This is a genomic window from Pseudomonas sp. B21-053, assembly GCF_026016365.1.
Lineage (GTDB): Bacteria > Pseudomonadota > Gammaproteobacteria > Pseudomonadales > Pseudomonadaceae > Aquipseudomonas > Aquipseudomonas nunensis.
Genome location: NZ_CP087205.1, coordinates 5,192,007 through 5,216,939, shown reverse-complemented (window position 1 = coordinate 5,216,939; position 24,933 = coordinate 5,192,007). Strand labels below are relative to the sequence as shown.

Annotated in this window: 20 protein-coding genes; 14 read left to right on the top strand and 6 right to left on the bottom strand. The window is 59.1% G+C overall.

Features of this window, described 5'->3' with window-relative positions:
* Nucleotides 1-276: 276 nt before the first annotated feature.
* The 10 genes from LOY68_RS23185 to LOY68_RS23140 all read left to right on the top strand — a co-directional run bounded on the left by LOY68_RS23185 (nucleotide 277) and on the right by LOY68_RS23140 (nucleotide 10,105).
* Nucleotides 277-1,026, top strand: a complete 750-nt coding sequence (locus tag LOY68_RS23185; protein ID WP_017340080.1) for an electron transfer flavoprotein subunit beta/FixA family protein — start codon at nucleotides 277-279, stop codon at nucleotides 1,024-1,026.
* Entirely contained in the window at nucleotides 1,027-1,956 is a 930-nt protein-coding gene (locus tag LOY68_RS23180) for an electron transfer flavoprotein subunit alpha/FixB family protein (protein ID WP_163913075.1), read from the top strand. It begins immediately after the preceding gene.
* Nucleotides 1,957-2,180: 224 nt separating this feature from the next.
* The gene (locus LOY68_RS23175) at nucleotides 2,181-3,008 is read left to right on the top strand and encodes a substrate-binding periplasmic protein (RefSeq protein WP_265040215.1); all 828 of its coding nucleotides are present in this window, start codon (nucleotides 2,181-2,183) and stop codon (nucleotides 3,006-3,008) included.
* A 9-nt stretch (nucleotides 3,009-3,017) separates the two neighbouring features.
* The gene (locus LOY68_RS23170; RefSeq protein WP_265040213.1) at nucleotides 3,018-3,374 is read left to right on the top strand and encodes a DUF4398 domain-containing protein; all 357 of its coding nucleotides are present in this window, start codon (nucleotides 3,018-3,020) and stop codon (nucleotides 3,372-3,374) included.
* Nucleotides 3,371-4,183, top strand: coding sequence for an OmpA family protein (locus tag LOY68_RS23165; RefSeq protein WP_054051845.1), 813 nt, complete (start codon nucleotides 3,371-3,373; stop codon nucleotides 4,181-4,183). Before LOY68_RS23170 ends, LOY68_RS23165 begins: the two co-directional genes overlap by 4 nt.
* Before the next feature lie 342 nt (nucleotides 4,184-4,525).
* Entirely contained in the window at nucleotides 4,526-5,965 is a 1,440-nt protein-coding gene (locus LOY68_RS23160) for a PLP-dependent aminotransferase family protein (protein ID WP_054051847.1), read from the top strand.
* Between the two features lie 89 nt (nucleotides 5,966-6,054).
* Nucleotides 6,055-6,534 carry a translation initiation factor 2 gene (locus LOY68_RS23155; RefSeq protein WP_265040211.1) on the top strand — a complete coding sequence of 160 codons (480 nt, stop codon included), beginning with the start codon at nucleotides 6,055-6,057 and terminating at the stop codon, nucleotides 6,532-6,534.
* Between the two features lie 166 nt (nucleotides 6,535-6,700).
* Entirely contained in the window at nucleotides 6,701-6,955 is a 255-nt protein-coding gene (locus LOY68_RS23150; protein ID WP_054051850.1) for a YkgJ family cysteine cluster protein, read from the top strand.
* Nucleotides 6,956-6,997: 42 nt separating this feature from the next.
* Nucleotides 6,998-7,603: an START domain-containing protein gene (locus LOY68_RS23145; protein WP_054051852.1), complete on the top strand. Its 606-nt coding sequence runs from the start codon at nucleotides 6,998-7,000 to the stop codon at nucleotides 7,601-7,603.
* Between the two features lie 408 nt (nucleotides 7,604-8,011).
* Complete coding sequence (locus tag LOY68_RS23140; RefSeq protein ID WP_163913083.1) at nucleotides 8,012-10,105, top strand: LTA synthase family protein; 2,094 nt, start codon at nucleotides 8,012-8,014, stop codon at nucleotides 10,103-10,105.
* 62 nt (nucleotides 10,106-10,167) lie between these two features.
* Here the strand turns inward: LOY68_RS23140 and LOY68_RS23135 are convergent, their stop codons facing one another.
* Nucleotides 10,168-10,326, bottom strand: a complete 159-nt coding sequence (locus LOY68_RS23135) for a DUF3309 family protein (protein ID WP_177331420.1) — start codon at nucleotides 10,324-10,326, stop codon at nucleotides 10,168-10,170.
* Nucleotides 10,327-10,712: 386 nt separating this feature from the next.
* Between LOY68_RS23135 and LOY68_RS23130 the strand changes: the two genes are divergently transcribed.
* The 3 genes from LOY68_RS23130 to csrA all read left to right on the top strand — a co-directional run bounded on the left by LOY68_RS23130 (nucleotide 10,713) and on the right by csrA (nucleotide 12,264).
* Nucleotides 10,713-11,528: an SDR family oxidoreductase gene (locus LOY68_RS23130; protein WP_054051857.1), complete on the top strand. Its 816-nt coding sequence runs from the start codon at nucleotides 10,713-10,715 to the stop codon at nucleotides 11,526-11,528.
* 64 nt (nucleotides 11,529-11,592) lie between these two features.
* The gene (locus tag LOY68_RS23125) at nucleotides 11,593-11,925 is read left to right on the top strand and encodes a YnfA family protein (RefSeq protein WP_054051859.1); all 333 of its coding nucleotides are present in this window, start codon (nucleotides 11,593-11,595) and stop codon (nucleotides 11,923-11,925) included.
* 153 nt (nucleotides 11,926-12,078) lie between these two features.
* On the top strand, nucleotides 12,079-12,264 hold the full coding sequence (gene csrA / locus LOY68_RS23120) for a carbon storage regulator CsrA (RefSeq protein WP_054051861.1): 186 nt from the start codon (nucleotides 12,079-12,081) through the stop codon (nucleotides 12,262-12,264).
* Nucleotides 12,265-12,269: 5 nt separating this feature from the next.
* On the opposite strand, the gene LOY68_RS23115 is transcribed toward csrA, so the two are convergent.
* The 4 genes from LOY68_RS23115 to LOY68_RS23100 form a co-directional block, all read right to left on the bottom strand.
* Entirely contained in the window at nucleotides 12,270-12,497 is a 228-nt protein-coding gene (locus LOY68_RS23115; RefSeq protein ID WP_010461751.1) for a YheU family protein, read from the bottom strand.
* Between the two features lie 211 nt (nucleotides 12,498-12,708).
* Complete coding sequence (locus LOY68_RS23110; RefSeq protein ID WP_265040203.1) at nucleotides 12,709-13,899, bottom strand: osmoprotectant NAGGN system M42 family peptidase; 1,191 nt, start codon at nucleotides 13,897-13,899, stop codon at nucleotides 12,709-12,711.
* A 92-nt stretch (nucleotides 13,900-13,991) separates the two neighbouring features.
* Complete coding sequence (gene ngg, locus LOY68_RS23105; protein WP_265040202.1) at nucleotides 13,992-15,740, bottom strand: N-acetylglutaminylglutamine synthetase; 1,749 nt, start codon at nucleotides 15,738-15,740, stop codon at nucleotides 13,992-13,994.
* A gap of 3 nt (nucleotides 15,741-15,743) precedes the next feature.
* Complete coding sequence (locus LOY68_RS23100; RefSeq protein WP_265040200.1) at nucleotides 15,744-17,516, bottom strand: N-acetylglutaminylglutamine amidotransferase; 1,773 nt, start codon at nucleotides 17,514-17,516, stop codon at nucleotides 15,744-15,746.
* A 443-nt stretch (nucleotides 17,517-17,959) separates the two neighbouring features.
* Here LOY68_RS23100 and LOY68_RS23095 point away from each other — a divergent pair, with 443 nt between their 5' ends.
* Nucleotides 17,960-22,786, top strand: a complete 4,827-nt coding sequence (locus LOY68_RS23095; protein WP_265040199.1) for an NEL-type E3 ubiquitin ligase domain-containing protein — start codon at nucleotides 17,960-17,962, stop codon at nucleotides 22,784-22,786.
* 1 nt (nucleotide 22,787) lies between these two features.
* Here LOY68_RS23095 and mnmC read toward each other — a convergent pair whose 3' ends face one another.
* The gene (gene mnmC / locus LOY68_RS23090; RefSeq protein WP_265040197.1) at nucleotides 22,788-24,767 is read right to left on the bottom strand and encodes a bifunctional tRNA (5-methylaminomethyl-2-thiouridine)(34)-methyltransferase MnmD/FAD-dependent 5-carboxymethylaminomethyl-2-thiouridine(34) oxidoreductase MnmC; all 1,980 of its coding nucleotides are present in this window, start codon (nucleotides 24,765-24,767) and stop codon (nucleotides 22,788-22,790) included.
* Between the last annotated feature and the right edge of the window lie 166 nt (nucleotides 24,768-24,933).

Below are 24,933 nucleotides of genomic sequence, written 5' to 3'. Positions count from 1 at the left end.
TTGCGCTCGCCGTAGGCTGACTGTTGGTTTCAAGAGCACCTCTAAAGACAGGGCGATGGCAGTACAAGGTGATGCGCAGCGAGGATTTGGCGCGCAGTTTACACGCCGCGGTAATGAATGACTCGTCGGTCACTACTGACGAACGGTCATTGTTCACGTGGGCAGTGTCACCCCGTTCAGATGCCAGCGTTTTTAGAGGTGCCCTTGCGCCCACGAGCATCAACCGCCAGGTTCGCCTAGGCGACTTTCTTTTCACCGGAGAGTAACGAGGAATCCATGAAGGTTCTTGTAGCTGTCAAACGCGTTGTGGATTACAACGTCAAGGTTCGCGTCAAGGCGGACAATTCCGGCGTCGACCTCGCTAACGTGAAGATGTCGATGAACCCATTCTGCGAAATCGCCGTGGAAGAAGCCGTACGCCTGAAAGAGAAAGGTGTTGCGACTGAAATCGTCGTCGTTTCCGTTGGCCCGTCCACCGCTCAAGAGCAACTGCGCACCGCGCTGGCTCTGGGTGCCGACCGCGCCATCCTCGTCGAATCCGCTGAAGATCTGACGTCCCTGGCGGTTGCCAAACTGTTGAAAGCCGTTGTCGACAAGGAACAGCCTCAGCTGGTGATCCTCGGCAAACAGGCCATCGACAGCGACAACAACCAGACCGGCCAGATGCTCGCTGCATTGAGCGGCTACGGTCAGGGCACGTTCGCGTCCAAAGTCGAAGTCAGCGGCGACAGCGTTGCCGTGACCCGCGAAATCGACGGCGGCGCGCAGACAGTTTCCCTGAAACTGCCGGCCATCGTCACCACCGACCTGCGTTTGAACGAGCCGCGTTATGCGTCCCTGCCAAACATCATGAAAGCCAAGAAGAAGCCTCTCGAAGTGCTGACTCCGGACGCTTTGGGCGTTTCCACCGCCTCCACCAACAAGACCGTGAAAGTCGAAGCGCCGGCTGCACGCAGCGCGGGTATCAAGGTCAAGTCGGTGGCTGAACTGGTCGAGAAACTGAAAAACGAAGCGAAGGTAATCTAAATGACTATCTTGGTTATTGCTGAACACGACAACAAAGTGCTGGCCCCGGCCACGCTGAACACCGTGGCTGCTGCTGTCAAAATCGGTGGTGACATCCACGTGCTGGTCGCCGGTCAAGGCGCTGGCGCCGTGGCTGAAGCCGCTGCGAAAATCGCTGGCGTGGCGAAAGTGCTGGTGGCCGACAACGCCGCCTACGCTCACCAATTGCCGGAAAACGTCGCTCCTCTGGTCGCAGAGTTGGGCAAGGGCTACAGCCACATCCTGGCTGCCGCGACTTCCAACGGCAAAAACATCCTGCCGCGCGTTGCTGCGACCCTGGACGTTGACCAGATCTCCGAGATCATCTCGGTTGAAAGCGCTGACACCTTCAAGCGCCCGATCTACGCCGGTAACGCCATCGCTACCGTTCAATCGAACGCTGCGGTCAAAGTAATCACCGTGCGTGCCACCGGTTTCGACCCGGTTGCTGCTGAAGGTGGTTCCGCTGCCGTTGAAGCGGTTGCTGCTGCCCACGACGCTGGCACTTCGAGCTTCGTTGGTGAAGAACTGGCCAAGTCCGATCGTCCGGAACTGACCGCTGCCAAGATCGTCGTTTCCGGCGGTCGCGGCATGCAGAACGGCGACAACTTCAAACACCTGTACGCCCTGGCCGACAAGCTGGGCGCTGCTGTTGGCGCTTCCCGCGCTGCGGTCGACGCAGGTTTCGTACCCAACGACATGCAGGTCGGTCAGACCGGCAAGATCGTTGCTCCACAGCTGTACATCGCGGTCGGTATCTCCGGCGCGATCCAGCATCTGGCCGGCATGAAAGACTCCAAAGTGATCGTAGCGATCAACAAGGACGAAGAAGCGCCGATCTTCCAGGTGGCCGATTACGGCCTGGTGGCTGACCTGTTCGAAGCAATCCCTGAGTTCGAGAAGCTGGTCTAATCCAGCGGCTTAAACTATAAAGAGCCCGGCCTTTTGGCCGGGCTTTTTTTTGTTCTTCTGTAGGCGCTGTGTAGGAGCTGTGTAGGAGCTGTCGAGTGAAACGAGGCTGCGATCTTTTGATCTTGTTTTAAAAAAATCAAAGTCAAAAGATCGCAGCCTCGTTTCACTCGACAGCTCCTACACAAATCAAGCGATCTAACTGGATTTAAGTGGAGAGTATTGCCATGGATCTGCGCCGCCTGTATGGCTGGTCTTTTTTGCTAGGCCTGACGCTGTTGCCAGGGCTCGCAAACGCTGCGGGCAAATGCGAGCGCCTGGTGGTCACCGGCAGCCCGGATGCACCGCCGTACCTGTGGCAAGACCCGCAAAACCCCAAGCACCTGATTGGCGCCAGTGCCGACTTGTTGCAGCAAGTGGCGGGGGAGTTGGGCATCAAGATTGAAATGCTCTACGCCGGCAAACGCGCCCAGGCCCTGGACGAAGTGCGCAGCGGCCGCATGGACATGCTGGCGGACGCACCGTTGACCCTCAACGAGCTGGAAACCCTGGACTACATCCATCCGCCGTTGCTGGAAAACGACTACCTGGTCTGGACCCGCAAAGGCTCGACACTGACCTACAGCGAAGCCAAAGACCTGCATGGGCACTCTGGTGCCGTGTCGGAAAAGTCTCGAATGACCCGAGAATTCGGCACTTTCGCTGAGCAGCAATTGACCCTCACCCGTACGCCAAACCTGACCCAGGCCTTGCAGAAATTGCTCTTGGGTGAGGTGGAATATGTACTCGCCGGGCGCTACTCGGGCATGGCGGCCGCGCAGGCATTGGGCATGGCCAATGACTTGCTGGCATTCCCGCAACCTGTCGACAAACCCGGCCTGTTCCTCGCGGTTTCCCATAACTCCGCTTGCAACGATCCGTGGTTGCGCGGACAGCTGGCCAAAAAGATGACAGAATTGCCCGCGTCCGGACTGACGGAAGCTGTGCTGCAACGCAATATCGAGCGTTGGAAAGCGCAGCAACAGCAACAACCCGCCAGTACCCCAAAACAGTAGGGATTTTTAGTGAGTATTCGACCTCTTTTCGCTGCCCTGGCCGCTCTGGCTCTGGCGGGTTGTGCAGCCGATCCGGCGCCGAATGAACAAATTCGCCTGACCGAGCAGGCACTGGAACAAGCCAAAGCCGTTGGCGCCACCGCTGACGATGTGCCGGAGCTCAAACTGGCCGAAGACAAGTTCTCCCGCGCCCAAGGTGACATGACCGACCAGTCCTACAAGCATGCCCGCATGCGCGCCGAACAGGCTGAACTGGATGCGCGCCTGGCCGAAGCCCGGGTCCTGACCCTCAAGAGCCAGGAGCAGTTGAACGTACTCAATACCCGCATCACTCGCCTGCGCAAGCAACTGGGAGATGCCCAATGAGCCTCAAGTCCAAAGCACTCGGCGGTCTGATCCTCGCAGGTTGCGCCAGCCTGTATGGCTGCGCCGGCCAGCACAGTGAGTCTGCATTGCAGCAGGCCGGTGCCGACTTCCAGAAGGTAAAGGAAGATTCCAACGTGCTGCGTATCGCGCCGAAAGACGTGATCCGCGCCGGTGAATCCCTGGCCCGCGCCGATCGCCTGTCCAGCTATTGGGGCAGCGGTTCGGACGTGGTGCATTACGCCTATTTGAGCCAGCGCTACAGCGAAATCGCCCGGGAGCACACCAATCAGGTGCTCAACGAGGAGCAGGCGGCGAAACTCGAACTGGAACGCCAGCGCCTGCAACTGGCCCTGCGCGAGTCCAAGTTGCTGAGTGTGCAACAACAGGGCAAGTGGCTCGAAGAACAGATCGTGGCGCTGGCCACCACCCAGACGGATCGTGGTTTGGTGATGACCCTTGGCGACGTACTGTTCGACACCGGCGAAGCAGAGCTGAAGAACTCGGCGAACCGCGTCGTTCTGAAGATCGTGCAGTTCCTGCAACTCAATCCCAAGCGCGTGGTGCGGATCGAGGGTTACACCGACAGCACCGGCGGCAAGCAGGACAACCTCAAGCTGTCCCGCGACCGTGCGCAATCGGTGGCTGACGTGCTGATGGATCTTGGCATCGACGACAAACGCATTCAGGTCGAAGGCTATGGCGATGAATACCCGGTGGACGTGAACGCGACTGAGCGCGGTCGTGCACAGAACCGTCGGGTGGAAATTGTGTTCTCCGACGAAAAAGGCCAGCTCGGCGCCGCCCGCTAAGGCCGACGCCAGTGCCCCTGTAGGAGCTGTCGAGTGAAACGAGGCTGCGATCTTTTGATCTTTCGCTTGAAACTCAAGTGGACCTGAAAAGATCGCAGCCTCGTTTCACTCGTCAGCTCCTACGGTTTGTGTGGTTCATACGATTCATCCGGTTCATACAACCCGGCCTGCCTGTCAGCGCCGGGTTTTTTACGCCTGCTGATTGCTTCACAAAGCAGTACAGATTTTGCTGACACTGCACTGTACGGTCGACTATTGTGGCAACTGTCCCCGTACACTTCTAAACTGTTCCGGTATTGTTTCACACAAGAATAAAATGCCCGTGAAATCGAGTGCTGCGTCATGACCAATCTCTTGCTCTACCAACGTATTGCTCAACAACTGGCCGAGGACATCCGTCGCGGTGTCTATCAACCGGGGGAGCGCGTGCCTTCGGTGCGCAAGATGAGCTCGCAGCTCAATGTCAGCCACGCCACTGTGTTGCAGGCTTACGCCAACCTCGAAGACCAGGGCCTGATCCGCGCACGGCCGCAGTCCGGTTACTACGTGCACCAGACTCCGGCCCTGACCGCGCCGACGCCGGACATTGCCCGGGTCGAACGTCCCGGTCTGGTTACGCGCAGCAGCATCATCCAGCAAGTCTTGGTTGAATCCCGTCGCGAGGGCGTTTTCCCCTTGGGCGCGGCGGTGCCAAGCGTCGATTATTTGCCGGTGCGGGCGCTGCATCAGCAATTGGCCAAGGTCACTCGATTCCATAGCCCACGGGCGTTCAGCTACATGTTCAGCCCGGGTTTCGAACCGTTGCGCCGTCAGGTCGCGATTCGCATGCGCGACGCCGGGGTGGTGGTTGATCCGTCCGAAGTGGTGATCACCCACGGTTGCGTCGATGCCTTGCAAATGTCGCTGCGGGTCTTGACCCGGCCCGGCGACCTGATCGCAGCAGAATCGCCGACCTATTACGGTCTGTTGCAACTGGCCGACTTGCTCGGCCTCAAAGTCATCGAAATCCCCAGCGATCCCGCCACCGGCATGAGCCTCGAAGCCTTGCAACTGGCCGCTAACCAATGGTCGATCAAGGCGCTGGTGCTGACCACCCGCCTGAGCAATCCACTGGGCGGCACCATGCCCGAAGAGCGGCAGAAACAACTGTTGCGCCTGGCCTCGGATTTCGATATCCAGATTGTCGAAGACGATATCTACGGCGAATTGATGTTCGAGCAGGGCCGCACCAAAGCACTCAAGGCTTATGACCGGTTGGATCGGGTGATCTATTGCTCGAGCTTCTCCAAAACCCTGTCGCCGGGCGTGCGAATTGGCTGGATGATCGCCGGCAAGTACCAGCAGGAGATCCAGCGCTTGCAGACGTTCAGTACGCATTCGGCCTGCAGCGTCACGCAAATGGGCATCGCGGCTTACCTGGAAAATGGTGGCTACGATCGGCATTTGCGCTACATCCGTCAGGAGTACCGCAAAAACCTTAGCGCCTTCCAGTTGGCGGTGCAGCAATATTTCCCCGAAGGCACGCAGATGAGTCGGCCCACCGGCGGTTTCATTTTGTGGGTCAGCTTGCCGGGTCGGGTCAACACCCAGGAATTGCATGTGCGGGCCTTGCAGCAGGGCATCAGCATCGCGCCGGGGCTGATTTTCAGTAACACCGAGCAGTTCAATCACTGCATTCGGCTGAACTGCGGCACCCCCTGGAACCGCGAAGCGGAGCGTGCATTGATGACCCTCGGACTGTTGGCGACCCAACTCTGTCAGGAAACCGCCAGCGGTTTTTGATCAAGCGGGCAGGTCATCCACTGCCCGCGCTTGTCATGTTGCTTGCAACAAGCGAGCATATGGCCCTCTGCCTTTCGCCCGTTGGGTCCATGAAACCGATTTTTTCTGCCGCTTGGCTGTCGATCTGCCTGATGCTGACTGCCATACCGCAAGGTGTGATGGCGGCTGCTGCCACGGAAAAACCCGCCGCCAGCAGCACCAAGGCAACGCCGAAGAAACCGGTTGTGGCCAAAAAAGCCGCGCCAGCCAAAAAGAAAGCCGCGCCAATCAAGAAGCGCGCGCCCATTGCGTCCAAGTCCAAGTCGGCCAGTGAAGTGGTCAAGACCACCCAATTGCCTCCGGCCAATCTCGACTTGAGCTTGCCCCAGCACATGGTCGAAGAGCTGAAGCCGATCGGCACCGTGCCTTTACCCAAGCACGACGGGGCGTTCCCACAGATGTTCGGCGACAAGACCAGCGACTTCCAGCTCAACGGCCGCCTGCTGAGCAACGAAATGCAGCTGCAATTGCGTAACGAAGAGCGCCGTGAAGTCGAAGGCGCTGCGTTGGAATTCGAGTTCAAGCGGTAAATCATTGCCCTCGGTAAGCCCCGGACCAGACGCTTCGTCGGAGACTGGTCGGTCACGTTCGCCTGAGCGCAAAAACTCCCCTTCAAGTAATTTTAAACAGTCGTTTTAGCGGTTACTCTGTGCCACGTCCCTTTTACACATCACCCGTTGCGAGGAACTCGTCGTCATGAAATGCCGTGAAGGCTGTGGCGCCTGTTGTATTGCCCCTTCCATCAGTTCACCGATTCCCGGCATGCCCCAGGGCAAAGCCGCTGGCGAACGTTGCGTACAACTTTCTGTCGAAAACCTGTGCAACATTTTCGGCCAGGCAGAGCGTCCGGCTGTTTGTTCGGCCTTCGAAGCCGATGCCGAGGTTTGCGGCAACAGCAGTGAAGAAGCCATCAGGCTGATTGGCTGGTGGGAGCGAATGACGGCGGCGTGATGTGTTCAAACGAACGGAAACTCAACAATAAGGAATAACACTATGGGTTCGCTGCATCGTATTGCTGTGCTGTGTGGTTTGACGGTTGTGCTGGCCACCTCGGCCGCCCAGGCTGAGGACTGGAAAGTCGCGAAAAACGAAGACGGCATCAAGGTGTCCCTAAGTGAAGTGGCCGGTTCCGATTACAAGGCCTATCAGGGCGTGACCCTGATGAAGACCACCATCGCCAAATTGCGCGCGCTGCAGGAAGACGTGTCGGGAGCCTGCTCGTGGATTCACGAGTGCAAAGCCCAGAAGTTGCTCAAACACGAAGGCGCCGACAGCTGGACCTACACCCAATTCAATACTCCGTGGCCCGTCACCCCACGTGATTCGGTGCTGCACGTCACCACCGTCGAAGGCGCCGATGGCAGCCTGACCCGCAAACTCGAAGGCGTGCCGAAATACATTCCTGAAGAGAAAGGCTTTATCCGGGTCGCCAAGGTCGATGGCTTCTGGAAGTTCGTACCCAAGGGTGATCAGGTTGAAGTGACCTATCAAGTGCACACCGAGCCGGGCGGCAGCGTACCGTCGATGATCGCCAACAAGTTCGTGGTCGATGCTCCGTTCAATACCTTGAAAGCCCTGAAAGAACGCGCCGAGAAGTAATTGCGCCGCGCTTTCGAAAACGCCCCGACTGGTTCGGGGCGTTTTTATTTGGGCGAGACTTAAACACATTCCCCTGTGGGAGTGAGCCTGCTCGCGAAAGCGGTTAATCATTCAACATGGACATAGACTGACACGACGCCTTCGCGAGCAGGCTCGCTCCCACAGGTTTAGCGCTTAATCAGATCCGGGGCTTTATTGTGTTTCCAGATATACGTTGCACGAAATTTTCACAAAGCCTCCAAGACAATTCGCCCGCGCCAACATCCGCACAGTAATCAATAGCAATGCCGCGAGTGATCGGGCAACATTTGCGCACCCGCGCAAGCCCCGGGGCCGAGTACTGGCCAACAGAGGGCAGGGCGCAGCTGTATTTTTGAAACTTCAACTTCCAATGGGTCCTAAAACGACATGGCAAACCCGGACGCCCTGAATCAGCAGCGAGCTTCTAATCGCCTGCTGCAACCGACCGTCAAATCGCATCTGGCCTACACGTTACTGTGTGCCCTGGTCATGATGGTCATGTTCAGCCTGCTGCGCGTCGCGCTGCTGGTCTACAACCGCTCGATGATCCTCGATACACCGGCTTCGACCTTCCTCGAAGCGTTCGCCAACGGCCTGCGTTTCGACCTGCGCCTGGTGGTTTACCTCATCATTCCGTTGCTGCTGGCATTGTTCAGCGCTCGGGCCATGGCAGCCCGCGGGTTCTTCCGTTTCTGGCTGACCATCGCTTCGAGCATCGCGCTGTTCCTCGGCCTGATGGAGATGGACTTCTACCGCGAATTCCACCAGCGCCTCAACGGCCTGGTCTTCCAGTATGTGAAAGAAGACCCGAAAACCGTGATGAGCATGCTCTGGTACGGTTTCCCGGTGGTTCGCTACCTGCTGGCCTGGGCCGTGGGCACGTTGATCCTGACCCTGGCGTTCAAGGGCGCCGACCGCGCCACCCGTCCGCGTGGTCCGTTCAGCGGCGGCAGCATCGGCACGCGCCAGATCGCCCCGTGGTATGCGCGCATCGGTGTGTTCGTGGTTTGCCTGCTGATCTGCGTAGTCGCCGCTCGTGGCACCCTGCGCCAGGGCCCTCCGTTGCGTTGGGGTGACGTCTACACCACCGACTCCAACTTCGCCAACCAGTTGGGCCTCAACGGCACGCTGTCGCTGATCGCGGCGGCCAAGTCGCGGATGTCCGAAGAGCGCGACAACATCTGGAAAGCCACACTGCCCCAGCCGCTGGCCCAGCAAACCGTGCGCGACATGCTGCTGACCCCGAGCGACAAACTGGTCGACGACGACATCGCTGCGGTACGCCGTAACTACACGCCGGATGCCAACAAGACCCTGCCGATCAAGAACGTGGTCGTGATCCTGATGGAAAGCTTCGCCGGTCACTCGGTGGGCGCTCTGGGTCGTCCGGGCAACATCACGCCAGCCTTCGACAAGTTGTCGAAAGAAGGCCTGTTGTTCGATCGTTTCTTCTCCAACGGCACCCACACCCACCAGGGTATGTTCGCCACCATGGCCTGCTTCCCGAACCTGCCGGGTTTCGAATACCTGATGCAGACCCCGGAAGGCAGCCACAAGCTGTCCGGCTTGCCGCAGTTGCTCAGCGCCCGTGACTATGACGACGTGTACGTCTACAACGGCGATTTCGCCTGGGACAACCAGTCGGGCTTCTTCAGCAACCAGGGCATGACCAACTTCATCGGGCGCAACGATTTCGTGAACCCGGTATTCTCCGACCCGACGTGGGGCGTGTCTGACCAGGACATGTTCAACCGTGGCCTGGAAGAACTGAAGGCCCGCGATGGCAAGGACAAAAAACCGTTCTATGCCTTGCTGCAAACCCTGTCCAACCACACGCCATACGCCTTGCCGACACCATTGCCGGTCCCGCCTGTGACCGACCGTGGCAGCCTCAACGAACACTTGACCGCCATGCGCTACTCCGACTGGGCGCTGGGTCAATTCTTCGAGAAGGCGCGCAAAGAGCCTTACTTCAATGAAACCCTGTTCGTGGTCGTGGGCGACCATGGCTTCGGCGACGAGCAGCAAATCACTGAAATGGACCTGGGCCGCTTCAACGTGCCGATGCTGATGATCGCACCGGGCATCCAGCAAAAGTTCGGTGAGCGTGACCACACCGTGGGCACTCAGATCGACATCGTGCCGACCATCATGGGCCGCGTCGGTGGCGACGTGATTCATCAATGCTGGGGCCGCGACTTGCTGAACCTGCCGGAAGGCGACAAGGGTTTTGGCGTGATCAAGCCTTCGGGCAGCGATCAGACCGTGGCACTGCTGACGGCTGACCGCGTGCTGGTCTTGCCGAAAGAAATGCCACCGAAGCTGTATCAATACGAACTGGGCGCCAATCCGAAAGGTGTGGTGATTCCCGAGTCGGCTGACGAAGCGGCGCTCAAGCAGAAGCTTGAATCGTTCCTGCAAACCGCGACCAAGAGCCTGCTGGATAACACCGCTGGCGTGGTCAACGGCAAGCCGGACTAAGGTTTGACGCAATAAAAAAGAGGCCCTTTTTCAAGGGCCTCTTTTTTTGGTCGGTTAAATCTTTATATCTTGCCGAGCAAGAGCAGAATCAACAGCACAACCAACACCACACCGAGGATACCCGACGGGCCATAACCCCAACTTCTGGAGTGCGGGAAGACCGGCAGACCGCCAATCAGCAAGAGGATCAGAATAACGATAAGAATTGTGCCCATGACGATTTCCTTGTTGGAAGTGTTCCGGATTGACCGAATGTTTTAACCATCAGCCGGGATGTAATTAATCCGAACTGCTTACAAAATCCGACTCACGCACCTGAAAGAAAATTCAAAGTTTTTTAATGTTTTTTAGAAACCAGGCTTATTTCGTTTTGGCGAGTTGATAGTTGGTTAGTTGAACCGCGTCATCGTTCTTCGCGGGCAAGCCTCGCTCCTACAGAAATACGCGGTGTTCATGTAGGAGCGAGGCTTGCCCGCGAAGGCCGCAACACGGTCCCAAGCCGTGCGCCGGTTTGCCCGGACCATTCAGCAATCTGATGGAGCGTGGGTCGGGCAATATCCTTCGCTACACTCGGCGCATCTTCCCCAGAACAACAAGGCTGTTTGCTATGCAAAATCGCATGATGATCACTGGCGCAGGCTCGGGCCTGGGTCGCGAAATCGCGCTGCGCTGGGCCCGCGAAGGCTGGCAACTGGCCTTGTCGGATGTCAGCGAGCCCGGCTTGCAGGAAACCCTGAAACTGGTGCGCGAAGCCGGCGGTGACGGTTTTATCCAGCGCTGCGACGTGCGCGACTACAGCCAACTGACCGCGTTCGCCCAGGCGTGCGAAGAGAAACTCGGTGGCATCGATGTCATCGTCAACAATGCCGGCGTGGCTTCGGGCGGGTTCTTCAGCGAACTGTCCCTGGAAGACTGGGACTGGCAGATCGCAATCAACCTGATGGGCGTGGTCAAGGGTTGCAAGGCCTTCCTGCCGCTGCTGGAAAAAAGCAAAGGCAAGATCATCAACATCGCCTCGATGGCCGCGCTGATGCAAGGTCCGGCCATGAGCAACTACAACGTGGCCAAGGCCGGCGTGGTGGCGCTGTCCGAAAGCCTGCTGATCGAACTGGCACAGCAGGAAGTCGGAGTGCACGTGGTGTGCCCGTCGTTCTTCCAGACCAATTTGCTGGATTCCTTCCGTGGCCCGACCCCGGCGATGAAAGCCCAGGTCGGCAAGTTGCTGGAAAGCTCGCCGATTACTGCCACTGACATTGCCGACTACATCTACACCCAGGTTGCCGCCGGCGAGTTCATGATCCTGCCCCACGAACAGGGCCGCATGGCCTGGGCGCTGAAGCAGAAGAATCCGCAACTGCTCTACAACGAGATGACCGTCATGGCCGACAAAATGCGCGCCAAGGCCAAACAATCCGCCAACTGATCTTGCCCGCCAGCAACACCGTCGTTAGGGTGGCCGCATTCGGCCATCCTCACGAGACGTCTGCATGCTCAACTACCTGTGGTTTTTTCTCGCCGCGCTGTTCGAAATCGCTGGCTGCTTCGCGTTCTGGATGTGGCTGCGCCAAGGCAAAAGTGCCTGGTGGGTCATACCGGCGCTGTTGAGCCTGACCTTGTTTGCGCTGTTGCTGACGCGGATCGAAGCGACCTACGCCGGCCGCGCCTATGCCGCCTACGGTGGCATCTACATCATTGCGTCGATTGGCTGGCTGGCGGTGGTCGAGCGGGTGCGCCCGCTGGGCTCGGACTGGATCGGCGTGGCGCTGTGCGTAATCGGCGCGTCTGTCATCCTTTTCGGTCCGCGCTTCAGCGCATCCTGAAGGATCGGTCCTTCATGAGGGCGGTTTGCAGGACGTGTCTGTCAGGCAAAATATCCTGGGTTGTAGGGCAAGACTGATTTGCCTGTATCGCATTGAAGCCCCAGCGTGTGCCGGGCATCTTCAGGGACCGGTAACCCTTGAAGGATGAAGGCCATGCTTGTACTCAGTCGTGTCGTAGGCGAATTGATTTCCATCGGTGACAACATTTCCGTGCGCATTCTGGCGGTCAACGGCGGCAGCGTGCGCTTCGGCGTCGAAGCCCCGCAAGACGTCAATGTGCACCGAGCCGAAGTCTACCAACGCATCCAGGTCAAAAAGTCCAAACACAAAGAACGCTGAGCGATTCAGTCGAACAGGTGCTTGGGCACATCGTGCTTGAGCATCAACTGGCATTGCTCGCTGTCCGGGTCGAAAACGATCAGCGCCTGGCCCTTGGTCAGTGCCTGGCGAACTCGCAGTACGCGGGTTTCCAGCGGCGTGTCATCGCCATTGTCCGTGCCGTCGCGGGTCACGAAGTCTTCGATCAGGCGGGTGAGGGTGTCGACTTCAAGTTGGTCGTAAGGGATCAGCATAGGCACCTCGGTTAAAACAATGGCGCGATGCTACGGCGAATGAGGTTTTGCGGCTAGCCTTGACGTTCTGTGGTGTTTGATCTGGCGTCTTCGCGGGCAAGCCTCGCTCCTACAGGTTTCGCGCCGATCACGACATATGGGATCGACACATACCCTGTAGGAGCGAGGCTCGCCCGCGAAGGCAATCCTTCAGACAGCGAAAATATCAGGATCAGCCCTCGTTACGCTGCCCAACCAGGCTATCCACCGACGGCACCCGCGTATCGCTTTCCATCTGCGTGTCGTGTTCGATCTGATGACTGAACCGGTCCAGCGAACCCTTGGCCGGTTGCGCATCGCTGGCAAACACCGGCGGACTCAGAATGTACGCGCCGAGCAAACGACTCAACGCCGCCAGGCTATCAATGTGCGTACGTTCGTAGCCATGCGTCGCATCGCAACCAAACGCCAGCAGCGCGGTACGAATGTCATGCCCGGCGGTCACCGCCGAGTGAGCATCGCTGAAGTAATAGCGGAACAGGTCGCGGCGTACCGGCAAGTCATTGTCACTGGCCAGGCGCAGCAAATGCCGCGACAGGTGATAGTCATACGGGCCGCCGGAATCCTGCATCGCCACGCTCACCGCGTGTTCGCTGGAGTGCTGGCCCGGCGCGACCGGCGCAATGTCGATGCCGACGAATTCACTGACATCCCACGGCAATGCCGCCGCCGCGCCACTGCCGGTTTCCTCGGTAATAGTGAACAGCGGGTGACAGTCGATCATCAGTTCTTCGCCGCTGTCGATGATCGCTTTCATCGCCGCCAGCAGCGCGGCAACACCGGCCTTGTCGTCGAGGTGACGGGCGCTGATGTGGCCGCTTTCGGTGAATTCCGGCAGCGGATCGAAGGCGACGAAATCGCCGACGCTGATCCCCAGGGAATCGCAATCGGCGCGGGTCGCGCAGTAGGCGTCCAGCCGCAACTCGACGTGGTCCCAACTGATCGGCATTTCATCCACGGCGGTGTTGAATGCATGCCCGGACGCCATCAACGGCAACACGCTGCCACGGATCACGCCGTTGTCGGTAAACAGGCTGACCCGGCTGCCTTCAGCAAAACGGCTGGACCAGCAGCCGACCGGGGCCAGGGTCAGGCGCCCGTTGTCCTTCACTGCACGCACTGCTGCACCGATGGTGTCCAAATGCGCGGAGACCGCCCGGTCCGGGCTGTTTTTCTTGCCCTTGAGGGTGGCGCGGATAGTGCCGCGTCGGGTCATTTCGAACGGAATGCCCAGCTCTTCGAGCCGCTCGGCGACGTAACGCACGATGGTGTCGGTGAACCCGGTCGGGCTGGGAATGGCGAGCATTTCCAGCAGGACTTTTTGCAGGTAGTTGAGATCCGGTTCTGGAATTTTGCTGGTCATGGAAACTCCTGATGAGTAACGAACATCGATGGTTTCGATGAGGGGAAAGGATTTGTGGTGCCCGCGAAGGCGGCAGTCCAGGCACTACACGATTAAGAAACCGCCGGCTGACTATGCGGAAACAACAAATCCACAAACCGCTCCGCCGTCGGCTGCGGTTCATGATTCGCCAGGCCGGCGCGTTCATTGGCTTCGATAAACACATACTCCGGCTGATCAGCGGCCGGCACTAACAAGTCGAGCCCGACCATCGGAATATCCAGCGCCCGCGCCGCACGCACGGCAGCATCCACCAGCGTCGGGTGCAAGATCGCGGTGACGTCTTCAAGCACGCCGCCGGTATGAAGATTCGCCGTACGCCGTACGAACAGATGCTCACCGGCCGGCAGAATGCTCTCGTAGTCGTAACCCGCCGCCTGCAAGGTGCGCTCGGTTTCGTGGTCCAGCGGTATCTTGCTTTCGCCGCTGGTGGCCGCTTGACGGCGTCGGCTCTGGGCTTCGATCAGCGCTCTGATGGAATGCTGACCATCGCCGACCACTTCCGCCGGTCGCCGAATCGCCGCAGCGACCACTTCAAAACCGATCACCACAATCCGCAGGTCCAGCCCTTCGTGGAAGCTTTCCAGCAACACGCGGGTGTCGAACTGGCGCGCCGCTTCGATGGCTTGCTGAACCTCTTCAATGGTCTGCAAATCCACCGCCACGCCTTGGCCTTGTTCGCCGTCCAGCGGCTTGACCACCACCCGTTCGTGCTCGTCGAGAAACGCCAGGTTGTCGTCGCCGTTACCCGCCAGTTGCTGGGAGGGCAGGTTCAGGCCAGCGGCTTTCAACACCTTATGCGTCAGGCTCTTGTCCTGGCACAGGCTCATGCTGATGGCGCTGGTCAGGTCGCTCAAGGATTCGCGGCAACGCACCCGGCGCCCGCCATGGCTGAGGGTGAACATCCCGGCGTCGGCGTCATCGACTTGAACATCAATGCCGCGACGGTGAGCCTCCTCGACGATGATCCGCGCATACGGATTGAACTCGGCTTCCGGCCCAGGCCCCAGGAACAGCGGCTGATTGATGCCGTTCTTGCGCTTGATGGCGAACGTCGAGAGGTTACGAAAACCGAGCTTGGCATAGAGACTTTTCGCCTGACGATTGTCGTGCAACACCGACAGGTCCAGATAACTCAGCCCACGGCTCATGAAGTGCTCGATCAGATGCCGTACCAACACTTCGCCGACACCCGGCCGCGAACAATGCGGATCAACCGCCAGGCACCAGAGGCTACTGCCGTTTTCCGGATCGTTGTAGGCCTTGTGATGATTGAGGCCCATAACGCTGCCGATGATCGCGCCGCTGTCTTCGTCCTCTGCCAGCCAATACACCGGGCCGCCCATGTGACGCGGGGTCAGCAACGACGGATCGATCGGCAACATGCCGCGCGCCTGGTACAGCAGATTGATCGCCTGCCAGTCCGCCTCGCTCTGCGCCCGACGAATGCGGAAGCCACGGAACACTCGGGTCGACTGGCGATAATCGCTGAACCACAGACGCAAAGTGTCAGACGGGTCCAGAAACAACTGGGCCGGCTCCAGCCCCAACACTTGTTGGGGCGCTGCCACATACAAGGCAATATCGCGCTCGCCAGGATGTTCGTTGAGCAATTCCTGGGCGATGCTCGCCGGATCCGGAAAGGTATGCCCGATCAGCAACCGGCCCCAACCGCAATGCACCGCAATCGGTGCTGCGCCGAGTTCGCTGCCGTCCTCGGCCAGGCGCGCCTGCAAGCGTTCGTAAGTGGGAGACTGACCGCGCAGCAAGCGTTGGCTGTAAGCCGTAGCGTGGGGTTTCATCGATCAGAGTCCTTGTTCACTGAGCCACAGGTTCAGCGCCGCCAATTGCCACAGCTTGGAGCCGCGCAACGGGGTCAACTGGCCTTGCGGGTCGGTCAGCAAGCGATCAAGCATGGCCGGGTTGAACAGGCCGCGATCCTGGCTTGGATCGAGCAGCAGTTCGCGCACCCAGTTCAGCGTATCGCCCTGCAAATGCTTGAGGCCGGGCACCGGGAAGTAGCCCTTTTTACGGTCGATCACTTCGCTTGGAATGACCAGCCGTGCCGCTTCTTTCAGCACTTGCTTGCCACCGTCCGGCAGTTTGAATTTGCCCGGAACCCGGGCCGACAATTCCACCAGGCGATAGTCGAGGAACGGCGTACGCGCTTCCAGGCCCCAGGCCATGGTCATGTTGTCGACGCGTTTGACCGGGTCATCTACCAACATGATCGTGCTGTCCAGACGCAACGCTTTATCCACCGCAGCATCCGCGCCGGGTTGTGCGAAATGTTCTTTCACGAAGTCGCCAGCAGCGTCATTCGCTGTCAGCCATTTCGGCTGCACGGTGGCGGCGTAGTCTTCGTAGCTGCGGTCGAAAAACGCCTCGCGATACGCAGCATACGGATCGGCCGCGCCGTCCACTTGCGGGTACCAGTGATAACCGGCGAACAATTCGTCCGCCCCCTGGCCGCTTTGCACCACTTTGCAGTGCTTGGCCACTTCGCGGGACAACAGATAGAAAGCGATGCAGTCATGGCTGACCATCGGCTCGCTCATGGCGCGGAACGCCGCAGGCAACTGCTCGATGATCTCGCTTTCCTGAATGCGCAACTGATGATGCTGGGTGCCGTAATGCTTGGCGATCAGGTCCGAATACTGAAACTCGTCGCCACGCTCGCCGCCGGCATCCTGAAAGCCGATGGAAAAGGTCGACAGGTTCTCCACGCCGACTTCACGTAACAGACCCACGAGCATGCTCGAATCGACACCACCGGACAGCAGCACGCCGACATCGACTGCCGCGCGCTGACGGATCGCTACCGCGTCGCGGGTGCTGTCGAGCACGCGGTCACGCCAGTCTTCCAGGGTCAGGTTCATCTCATCGGCGTGGGGGCCGTAGGGCAGCGTCCACCAGGCTTTCTGCTCGGTGGTGCCATCGGCCTCGATGCGCATCCAGGTCGCTGGCGGCAGTTTTTCAATGCCGGCGATCAAGGTGCGCGGGGCCGGGACCACCGCGTGGAAATTCAGATAGTGATTGAGTGCTACCGGATCGAGCATCGGGCTGATGTCGCCACCTTTAAGCAACGCCGGCAATGCCGAGGCGAAGCGCAGGCGCTGGCCGGTGCGCGACAGGTACAACGGCTTCACGCCGAGACGGTCACGAGCAATAAACAGCCGTTTGGCGTCGCGCTCCCAGATAGCGAAGGCGAACATGCCATTGAGCTTGGGCAGAAGCGCTTCGCCCCAGGCGTGATAGCCCTTGAGCAGCACTTCGGTGTCGCCACCGGAATAGAAGGCATAACCGAGGCTTTCGAGCTCGGTGCGCAGTTCCGGGAAGTTATAGATCGCGCCGTTGAAGGCCAGGGACAGGCCGAGTTGGTTGTCGATCATCGGCTGCGCCGAGCCGTCCGACAGGTCCATGATTTTCAGGCGACGATGGCCCAGGGCAATCGGCCCTTGGCTGTGAAATCCCCATGCATCCGGGCCGCGAGGGGCCAGGTGATGGGTGATTCGTTCAACGGCCGCGAGGTCCGCAGGTTGTTGATCAAAGCGTAACTCGCCAGCTAATCCGCACATAAAGTCCTTACCGGTTTTTCCGTTGGGGAGGGTCAGTCGATACCGCGCCGACACGGCGGGTACTCTGAAACTGACCCGGCGGGTTGGCGGGAGTTTTAGATCGATCGGTTATAAGTAACAGGGCGGGACTGTTGCGGACAAAGCTAGACACTGTCCCCGTAGGAGCTGCCGAAGGCTGCGATCTTTTGATCTTGATCCTAAAAACAAGATCAAAAGATCGCAGCCTTCGGCAGCTCCTACAGGGTTATTCGGCAGTCAGTTGCTACACCGTCGCTTTGTAGCCGTGAATGCACAACTGCAGGGGCAACAGGTGGTAGATAGTTATAGAAAGCATGCTAATTACTGCTCAAAACAGTGCTGGAACGTCCCGGTTTTCGTGTTTTTTTTCCTGATGCAGAGTCGATAGGTTAAGGGGCTACTGACCTGCAATAAGGATATTGCTGATGTTGACCCCGCAAACGCCGGCGCCAGTTCGCCGGCCATTGAGTCACACCGAAACCCTCACCGCGCTGTTGGAAGCGACCGGGGATCTGGATATCGCCGAGACGTTGCACAAGGGCCTTCCCGCCTGGTTACTCAAGGCGTCATCGACGGTCCTCGCAGCTCTGGACACGGATACGCGAGCGCTGTTGGCCTACCAGCAAAAGTTCGAATTACTGATGCAGAAGCTGCAACCACTGGACACGTTTTGTGCGTCGCAATTGTCGAGCGCCCTGACTAAAAAGTGGTCCGTGACGTTTGATGTGAATAACGATGCGTTGGTGCTTCCGGGGTTTGATTGTGGTTGTGATGGCGAAAAGACCGGGACCGAAGGTGTGGTGAAAATCCCCTCGATCCGGCGCAGTCTGCTGCAGGCTGCGATGCAAAACTTCACCAGCGCCGAAACCGGGAAGGATGGTTTTCCTGCCGAAAGCACCTTGGATATCGCCTCGACCCCAAAAGGTCTGGCGGGCCTGACGCTACAAACCTTCGCCACCCTCTGTCGAGAGCTGGACCTGGGCAAACGCTATCAGGAACATATCCGTGAGGTGTTCAACTTGCCGGCGACTTCGGACGGCCTGGTCAACGACCTCAAATGGCTCAAGGTCCAGAAGCTCAGGGTGGATGCGCACCTGGCCTTTCTGAAAGAACACATCACCGAAGCTGCCTATAAAACCCTGCTGACGCTCAACACGCACAGCGGAACCGGCAGCGAGTCGGGCATCCAGAAAATCACTCACGGCAGCGAACCGCTGGTGATCCAGGGCATGCAATTGTTCGGCACCTGTGTGTGGGGCGTGGTGGTGTTCTCCAAGCGTTCGGTAGAAACATACCCGAATGATTGGTGCGTGGTTTACATGCCCAACGAACCGGGCCGGCCGCTCTACGAATACAAGTCCTTTGCCGAGTTCAAGTTGTATCTGGGCCTGAAGTTGAAGGTGAAAAGCTACAAGGATTATTTCGCCGACGGGATCGAAGCAGACCAAAAACTGGCGTTCTTCAAGTCGGCGGCACAATCCAGCAACCTGGACACTTTCAAGGCGTTGCCGATCAGCGTGCCGCTGTTTCAATTCATGATCCAGAGTGCCCTCGGCAAGATGCAGATCGATGCACGGGAGACGGCCGTGCCGACGGCGGATGTGGATGAAGAAGTGCGCAAGAAGCGCCTGGAGAATTTCCTTGAACTGGGTTTGACCGTCACCAATATCGCGGCATTTTTTGTCCCGGTGCTGGGACAGTTGATGATTGGCGTGAGCGTCGGGATGGTGCTGGCAGAAGTCTATGACGGTGTTCAGGACTGGCAGCACGGCGACAAACAGGAAGCCCTTTCCCACCTGCTCAGCGTTGCGGAAAACCTTGCCTTGCTGGGGGCGTTCGCTGTCGGCGGCAAAGTGGCCGGTACCCTGATCAAGAAAACCGTGCGCGAACATCCGGAGTTTTTCAGTCAGTTCGAATCGCTAACTAGCGGCAGCGGCCAGCCGCGCCTCTGGAAATCTGACCTCAAGCCTTACAAGCTTCCCCTGAGTACGCTGAGTGGCCGGGTTGCCGATGCGCAAGGGATTTACCAGGTTGATGGCCAGCTGCTGATCCGCATCGACGACAGCGCCTATCGGATTTACTACGATCCGGCGCAGAAGAAATGGCGGGTCCGTCATTCCTTCCGAGACGATGCCTTTTCACCGCTCCTGGAGCACAACGGCGAGCGCGGCTGGCGGCTGGCATTCGAGCAACCCCATCACTGGCGTGAAGGCAGTTATGCGCTCAAACGTGCAGATTCACGCCTGGCGGCGCTGGAAGACAGCCGAGTGGAAAACCTTCGGCGCGTCACCGGCACTTCGGTCCCTGACCTGCATCACCTCAACGAAGAAAGCCTGGTCTTGAGCGCTCGGGTGAAAGACAGCATCGAGCGTTTTCGCCTGGACCAGCGCATCCATGACTGTATCGCTGCCCTGGAAAAAGGCGATCCACGCAATGCCGTGCATTCGCCCGAGTACTTGGAAGCCTTGCCGTCGATGCGCGGCTGGCCGGCGGGACGCTACATTCGGGTGCTGGGGCATGAAGAAAAGGTCAGCGCGGTGTATCCAAAAACCGCTCGTGTCGCTGACGAAGACTTGTCTGTTGATGTCACTGAAACGGATCTGGCCCAAGGCAAGTTGTTCGAAAAAGTGGTGGCGGGTTTGTACCAGGCTGAAGTCGACACTTTGATCGGCGGCAAAGTCAGCACCGAAAAGGAAGTCGATGCACTGGCCAAAAAACTTGCCGCTTCGCTGAAGCAGGATCGCCTGCCGGTGTTCAATCGGTTGTATGAGCTGCACGACGTCAGCACGGCGAGTGACGTGGAAGTCGTCAGGAAGGAGTTTGTCCAGTTGCCCGTGGACATGGCGCAGGAACTGATCGATCAGGCCAGCAGCGTCGAGCGTTTGCGGCTGCGGGCGACGAAACGCGTACCCATGGCGCTGGCGCAAAAATCTCGCGAAGCCTTGGCGGATGTGCAGTTGGACAAAGCCATCAGCGGCTTGTACCTGCCGGAAATCGCCAGTGGCGAAAGCGAAAAACTGGCGCTGGCCTTGCTCGAACACTTGCGTGGCTGGGACAGCAAAATGTTACTCGAAGTGCGCGAAGGCTCTGTCACCGGCAAGGTGCTGAAGAGCATCGGTCAGCAGAGCAGTGTCCTCAAGCGCACCCTCGTCAAATCGGCGACCGGTTACCAAGCCTTTGGCAGCGATGCAAAGCCCCTGGCCACGGCAACAAAAGGTCCGGACGCCTTGTATGAAGCCATCGCGCAAGCCCTCCCTCAAACACAGCGGACCGCCATGGGGCTGGGTGATCAATTGCCGGCGCAAGCCAGGCTGCTTCGCGGCCAGTTGCTGGCGCGGGCCACCGAGGAGCGTGCGCAATCGGCGCGTTTGCTGGCGGGCAAACCCTTGGACATCGCTGCGCCAGAGGCTTGTGTCCAGGCAGACCCCGCGCAGCCTTCGACGACCCACGCCCGTGCCTTGATGCGTAAAGTGAAAAAGCTCTATCCGCTACTGACAGACTCACAGATCAATACGCTGCTCGATGGCCTGGGCACCGACCACCTGACCAGGGCCACGGCAATCAAGCAACGCAAGGCACAGTTCGAAACCCTGCGCGGGGTGCTCAAGACCTGGCGTAACGATGACGCCGAGATGCGCAAGCTGGCGGGCGCCTTGACTGAGTACAAACAAAGTCGTCGCCAAGTGGCCGATGCCATTGAGAACAGCTGGAGGCGACTGGGTTTACTGCGCGACGAGCAGGGGCACAGTGTGCCGGGGCTGAGCCTGGATGGTATGCGGATCGGCAAACTGCCGACTCTGCCGGCCGGCATCGACTTCAGTCACGTGCAGCGTCTGTCACTCAAAGGCATGGAACAGGGCGACGATGTGGTGCATTTCCTGAAATCCTTCAAGGGCATTGAATCCCTGGAACTGGATGGCAACAAAATCACCGTGTTGCCCGAAGAGTTGGCGTTGATGCCCAAGCTCATCCACTTGAGCCTGGCGAACAACAGCTTGCGCTTGTCCGAGACCACCCTGGTGAAACTGGCCGCCATGCGTTCACTGGAATCGCTGAACCTGAGCAAAAACGCTTTGGGCGCCACCCCCGATGTCAGCAAGATGTTCGATTTGCGTCTGCTGTCGTTGCGCGACACCAAGGCCACGGAATTGCCCAAAGGCCTGGTCCGCCTGCCCAACCTGAACTTCGTCGACCTGCGCGAGAACAGCATCAAGACGTTGCCCGACTGGCTGTTCGATGTTCCGACTCGCTTCAGCAAAAGCATCAATCTGCGCACCAACACCCTGGACGACGCCAGTCGCATCAAGCTCGAAACCTATCGCGATAGCACCGGCGTGGGCATGGGTTATTTCGACGATGACATCGCGCGCATGAACGAGCAGAGCGCCAAGGTCCTCTGGTTGCCAGAGGAAACCAGAGTCACCTTTACCCGGCGTGGCGAAATCTGGAACGCGTTCAAGGATGATCCGCAGTCCGAAAGCCTGTTCCAGTTGCTCGCCGAGTTGGGGAACACCGCTGACAGTGAATATGTTCGTGAAGACATGACCCGCAGAGTCTGGTCGGTGCTGGAGGCCGCCTATGACGATGCGGCGTTGCGCGACCAGGTGCTGAATCAAGCGGCCAACCCAATCAATTGCACGGACACGGCGGCGATAAACTTCAGCAACCTGGAAGTGGCGGTGGAGGTCGATAAGGTGCGGCGGCTGTCGGGCAGCACCGCCAATTCCGCCAAGCCATTGCTGAAATTGGGAAGAGTCCTGTTTCGCATCGAGCGGTTGAATGCGATCGCCCTGGAACATAAAGCCACCCATCCGGCGGTGGACCCACTGGAGGCCAACCTGGCTTATCGAACGGGGCTGGCGGAGGATCTGGAGTTGCCGGGTCAACCCAAGTACATGCGTTTTTCCTCCCTCGGCGATGTCACGGCCACCGACATCGCGGCGGCGAAAACCCAAATCCTTGCCGCTGAGCTTTCCCCTGCGTTGCGCGCGTCCCTGGCGAAGCAATACTTCTGGGCCGATTACTTGAAACAGCATTCGCCCAAGGCATTCTCGACAATGAATGCACCGTTTCAGGCCCGCTTGAACACGGTGTTCGACAAAGCCCCGACCTTGAAGGATGGCGATTATCGGGGGCAGGTCGAGGTTATCAATAAGGAGCGCGATGTGGCCGAGACGAAGCTGCTGGAGCGCTTGACGGACGAGGCCATGAAACGCGTTGACTTGGGTTTGTGTGCCCTCGCGGAAGTTTGAATCAACTGCCGCGGATCAACCGGCGCAAGGCAAAACGGTTCGGATGACAGGCCTCGGCCACGCTGCGCGGCAAGGGCAACGGTTCGTTGTCCAGCCACGCAGCCAGCAACTCGCCGGACAGCGGCGCGGTGATCAAGCCCCGTGAACCGTGACCGCTGTTGACGTACAAGCCATCGAGCCAGGGGCAGGGAATGTCCGGCACTTGTCGGGCGTCCTTGCTCAGGGCGGCATAGGCCTGATTGAACGCTTGGCCGTCGGCGAGCGGACCGACAATGGGCAGGTAGTCGGGGCTGGTGCAGCGGAATGCGGCGCGACCTTGCAGCTGTTCGGCGTCCAGTTGATCGGCGTGCAGGCGGGTGACCAGATCGCCGGAAATCTCTTCCAGCAATTGCAGGTTGCCCAAGTGTTCGGCGGTGGTGGGTGTCAGGTCATCGCTGTTGAAATCGAAACTGGCACCCAAGGTGTGTTCGCCCAGCCGCGCCGGTGCCACGTAACCTTCGGCGCAGACCACCGTGGACAGGCTCTGGCTCTCGCTGGTTTGCGCCAGTCGAGTGATCTGACCGCGAATACGTTTGAGCGGCAGGTCGGCACTTTGCGCAAAACGTTTGATCTCGGCGGCGCCGGCCAGCACCACCACTGGTGCGCTGGCGAGCAAGGTGTCGCCGTCCCAGGCTTGCCACTGGTCATCGACCTTGCGCAGTTCCAGCACATCACGATGGGTCAGCAATTGAATATTGGGTTGGGTTGCCTGCCACTGACACAACGCGGGCGGATGCACCCAGCCACCTTCGGGATAGAACAAACCGCCGTGGGCCAGCGCAATGCCGGCCCGCGCTTCGGCCTGTGGCTGATCCAGCACATGCAGCAAGTCGGCGGGGAACGCCGCCGCCAATTGCGCCTGACGCTCGGCTTCCTTGGCATTGAACGCCAGTTGCAATACGCCGCAGCCGTCCCAGTCGACGCCGCGATGCAAATGTTCAAGCACGCGCCGGGTGTGGCCGAAACCGCTGACAATCAATTGCGATAACGCGGTGCCATGGGCCGACAGCTTGAGGTACAGCACGCCTTGCGGATTGCCCGAGGCTTCTTGGGCGATATCGGCATGTCGTTCCAGCAAACTGACCTGCCAACCCCGCGCCGCGAGGCTGGCCGCACTCGCACAACCGGCCAGACCGGCGCCGATCACCAAGGCACGGCGCTCGCCTTTATGCACGGGTGGGCGAGCGAACCAGGGTTTAGCGGCGACAGGTGCGGCGACCTCGGCTGGCCAGCCAAGAAAAGCGCCCCGCAGGATTTCCCATTTATGGCCAATGCCCGGCGTGCGCTTCATCTTGAAGCCCGCCGCATTGAGCAACCGACGCACCCAACCAGTGCTGGTAAAGGTGCTGATGGTTGAATCAGGCGCGGCCAGGCGTGCCAGTTCGGCGAATAGCTCGGCGGTCCACATGTCGGGGTTTTTCGCCGGGGCGAAACCGTCGAGAAACCACGCATCGATCTGTGCGTCCAGCTGCGGCAACTGTTCCAGCGCATCGCCGATCAACAACGTCAGGGTCACCCGGCCGTTGTCCAGCACCAAGCGTTGAAAGCCTTGATGGATTGCCACGTACTGGGCCAATAACTGATCGGCGAAGGGCTTGAGTTCCGGCCACAGCGCCAGCGCCCGTTTCAGGTCCGGGGCGGTCAGCGGGTATTTTTCCACGCTGACAAAATGCAATCGCGCACCGGCCACGGCCTGCTCTTCAAACAGTTGCCAGGCGCAGAGAAAATTCAACCCGGTGCCGAAACCGGTCTCGCCAATCACCAGTCGGCCGTCGGCGGGCAACGCGGCAAAGCGTTCCTTCAGGCGGTTTTGTTCGATGAACACGTAACGGGTTTCATCCAGACCGGACAGGTCGGAAAAATACACATCATCGAACACCCGCGAGTACGGGCGTCCCTGGTCATCCCAGTCGAGCTGGGCGTTGGGCAATTCGGGGTTCATGGCAGGCTCGGTAACGGCTAGGCGGGCATTCTATCTGATCAGGGCTTGTGTGCTTGATCCATGGCATGTCCTTAGGCAGGTAAGGCGGTGAAGATCAAAAGATCGCAGCAGCTCCTACATGGAATGCGTATCCCTGTAGGAGCTGTCGAGTGCAACGAGGCTGCGA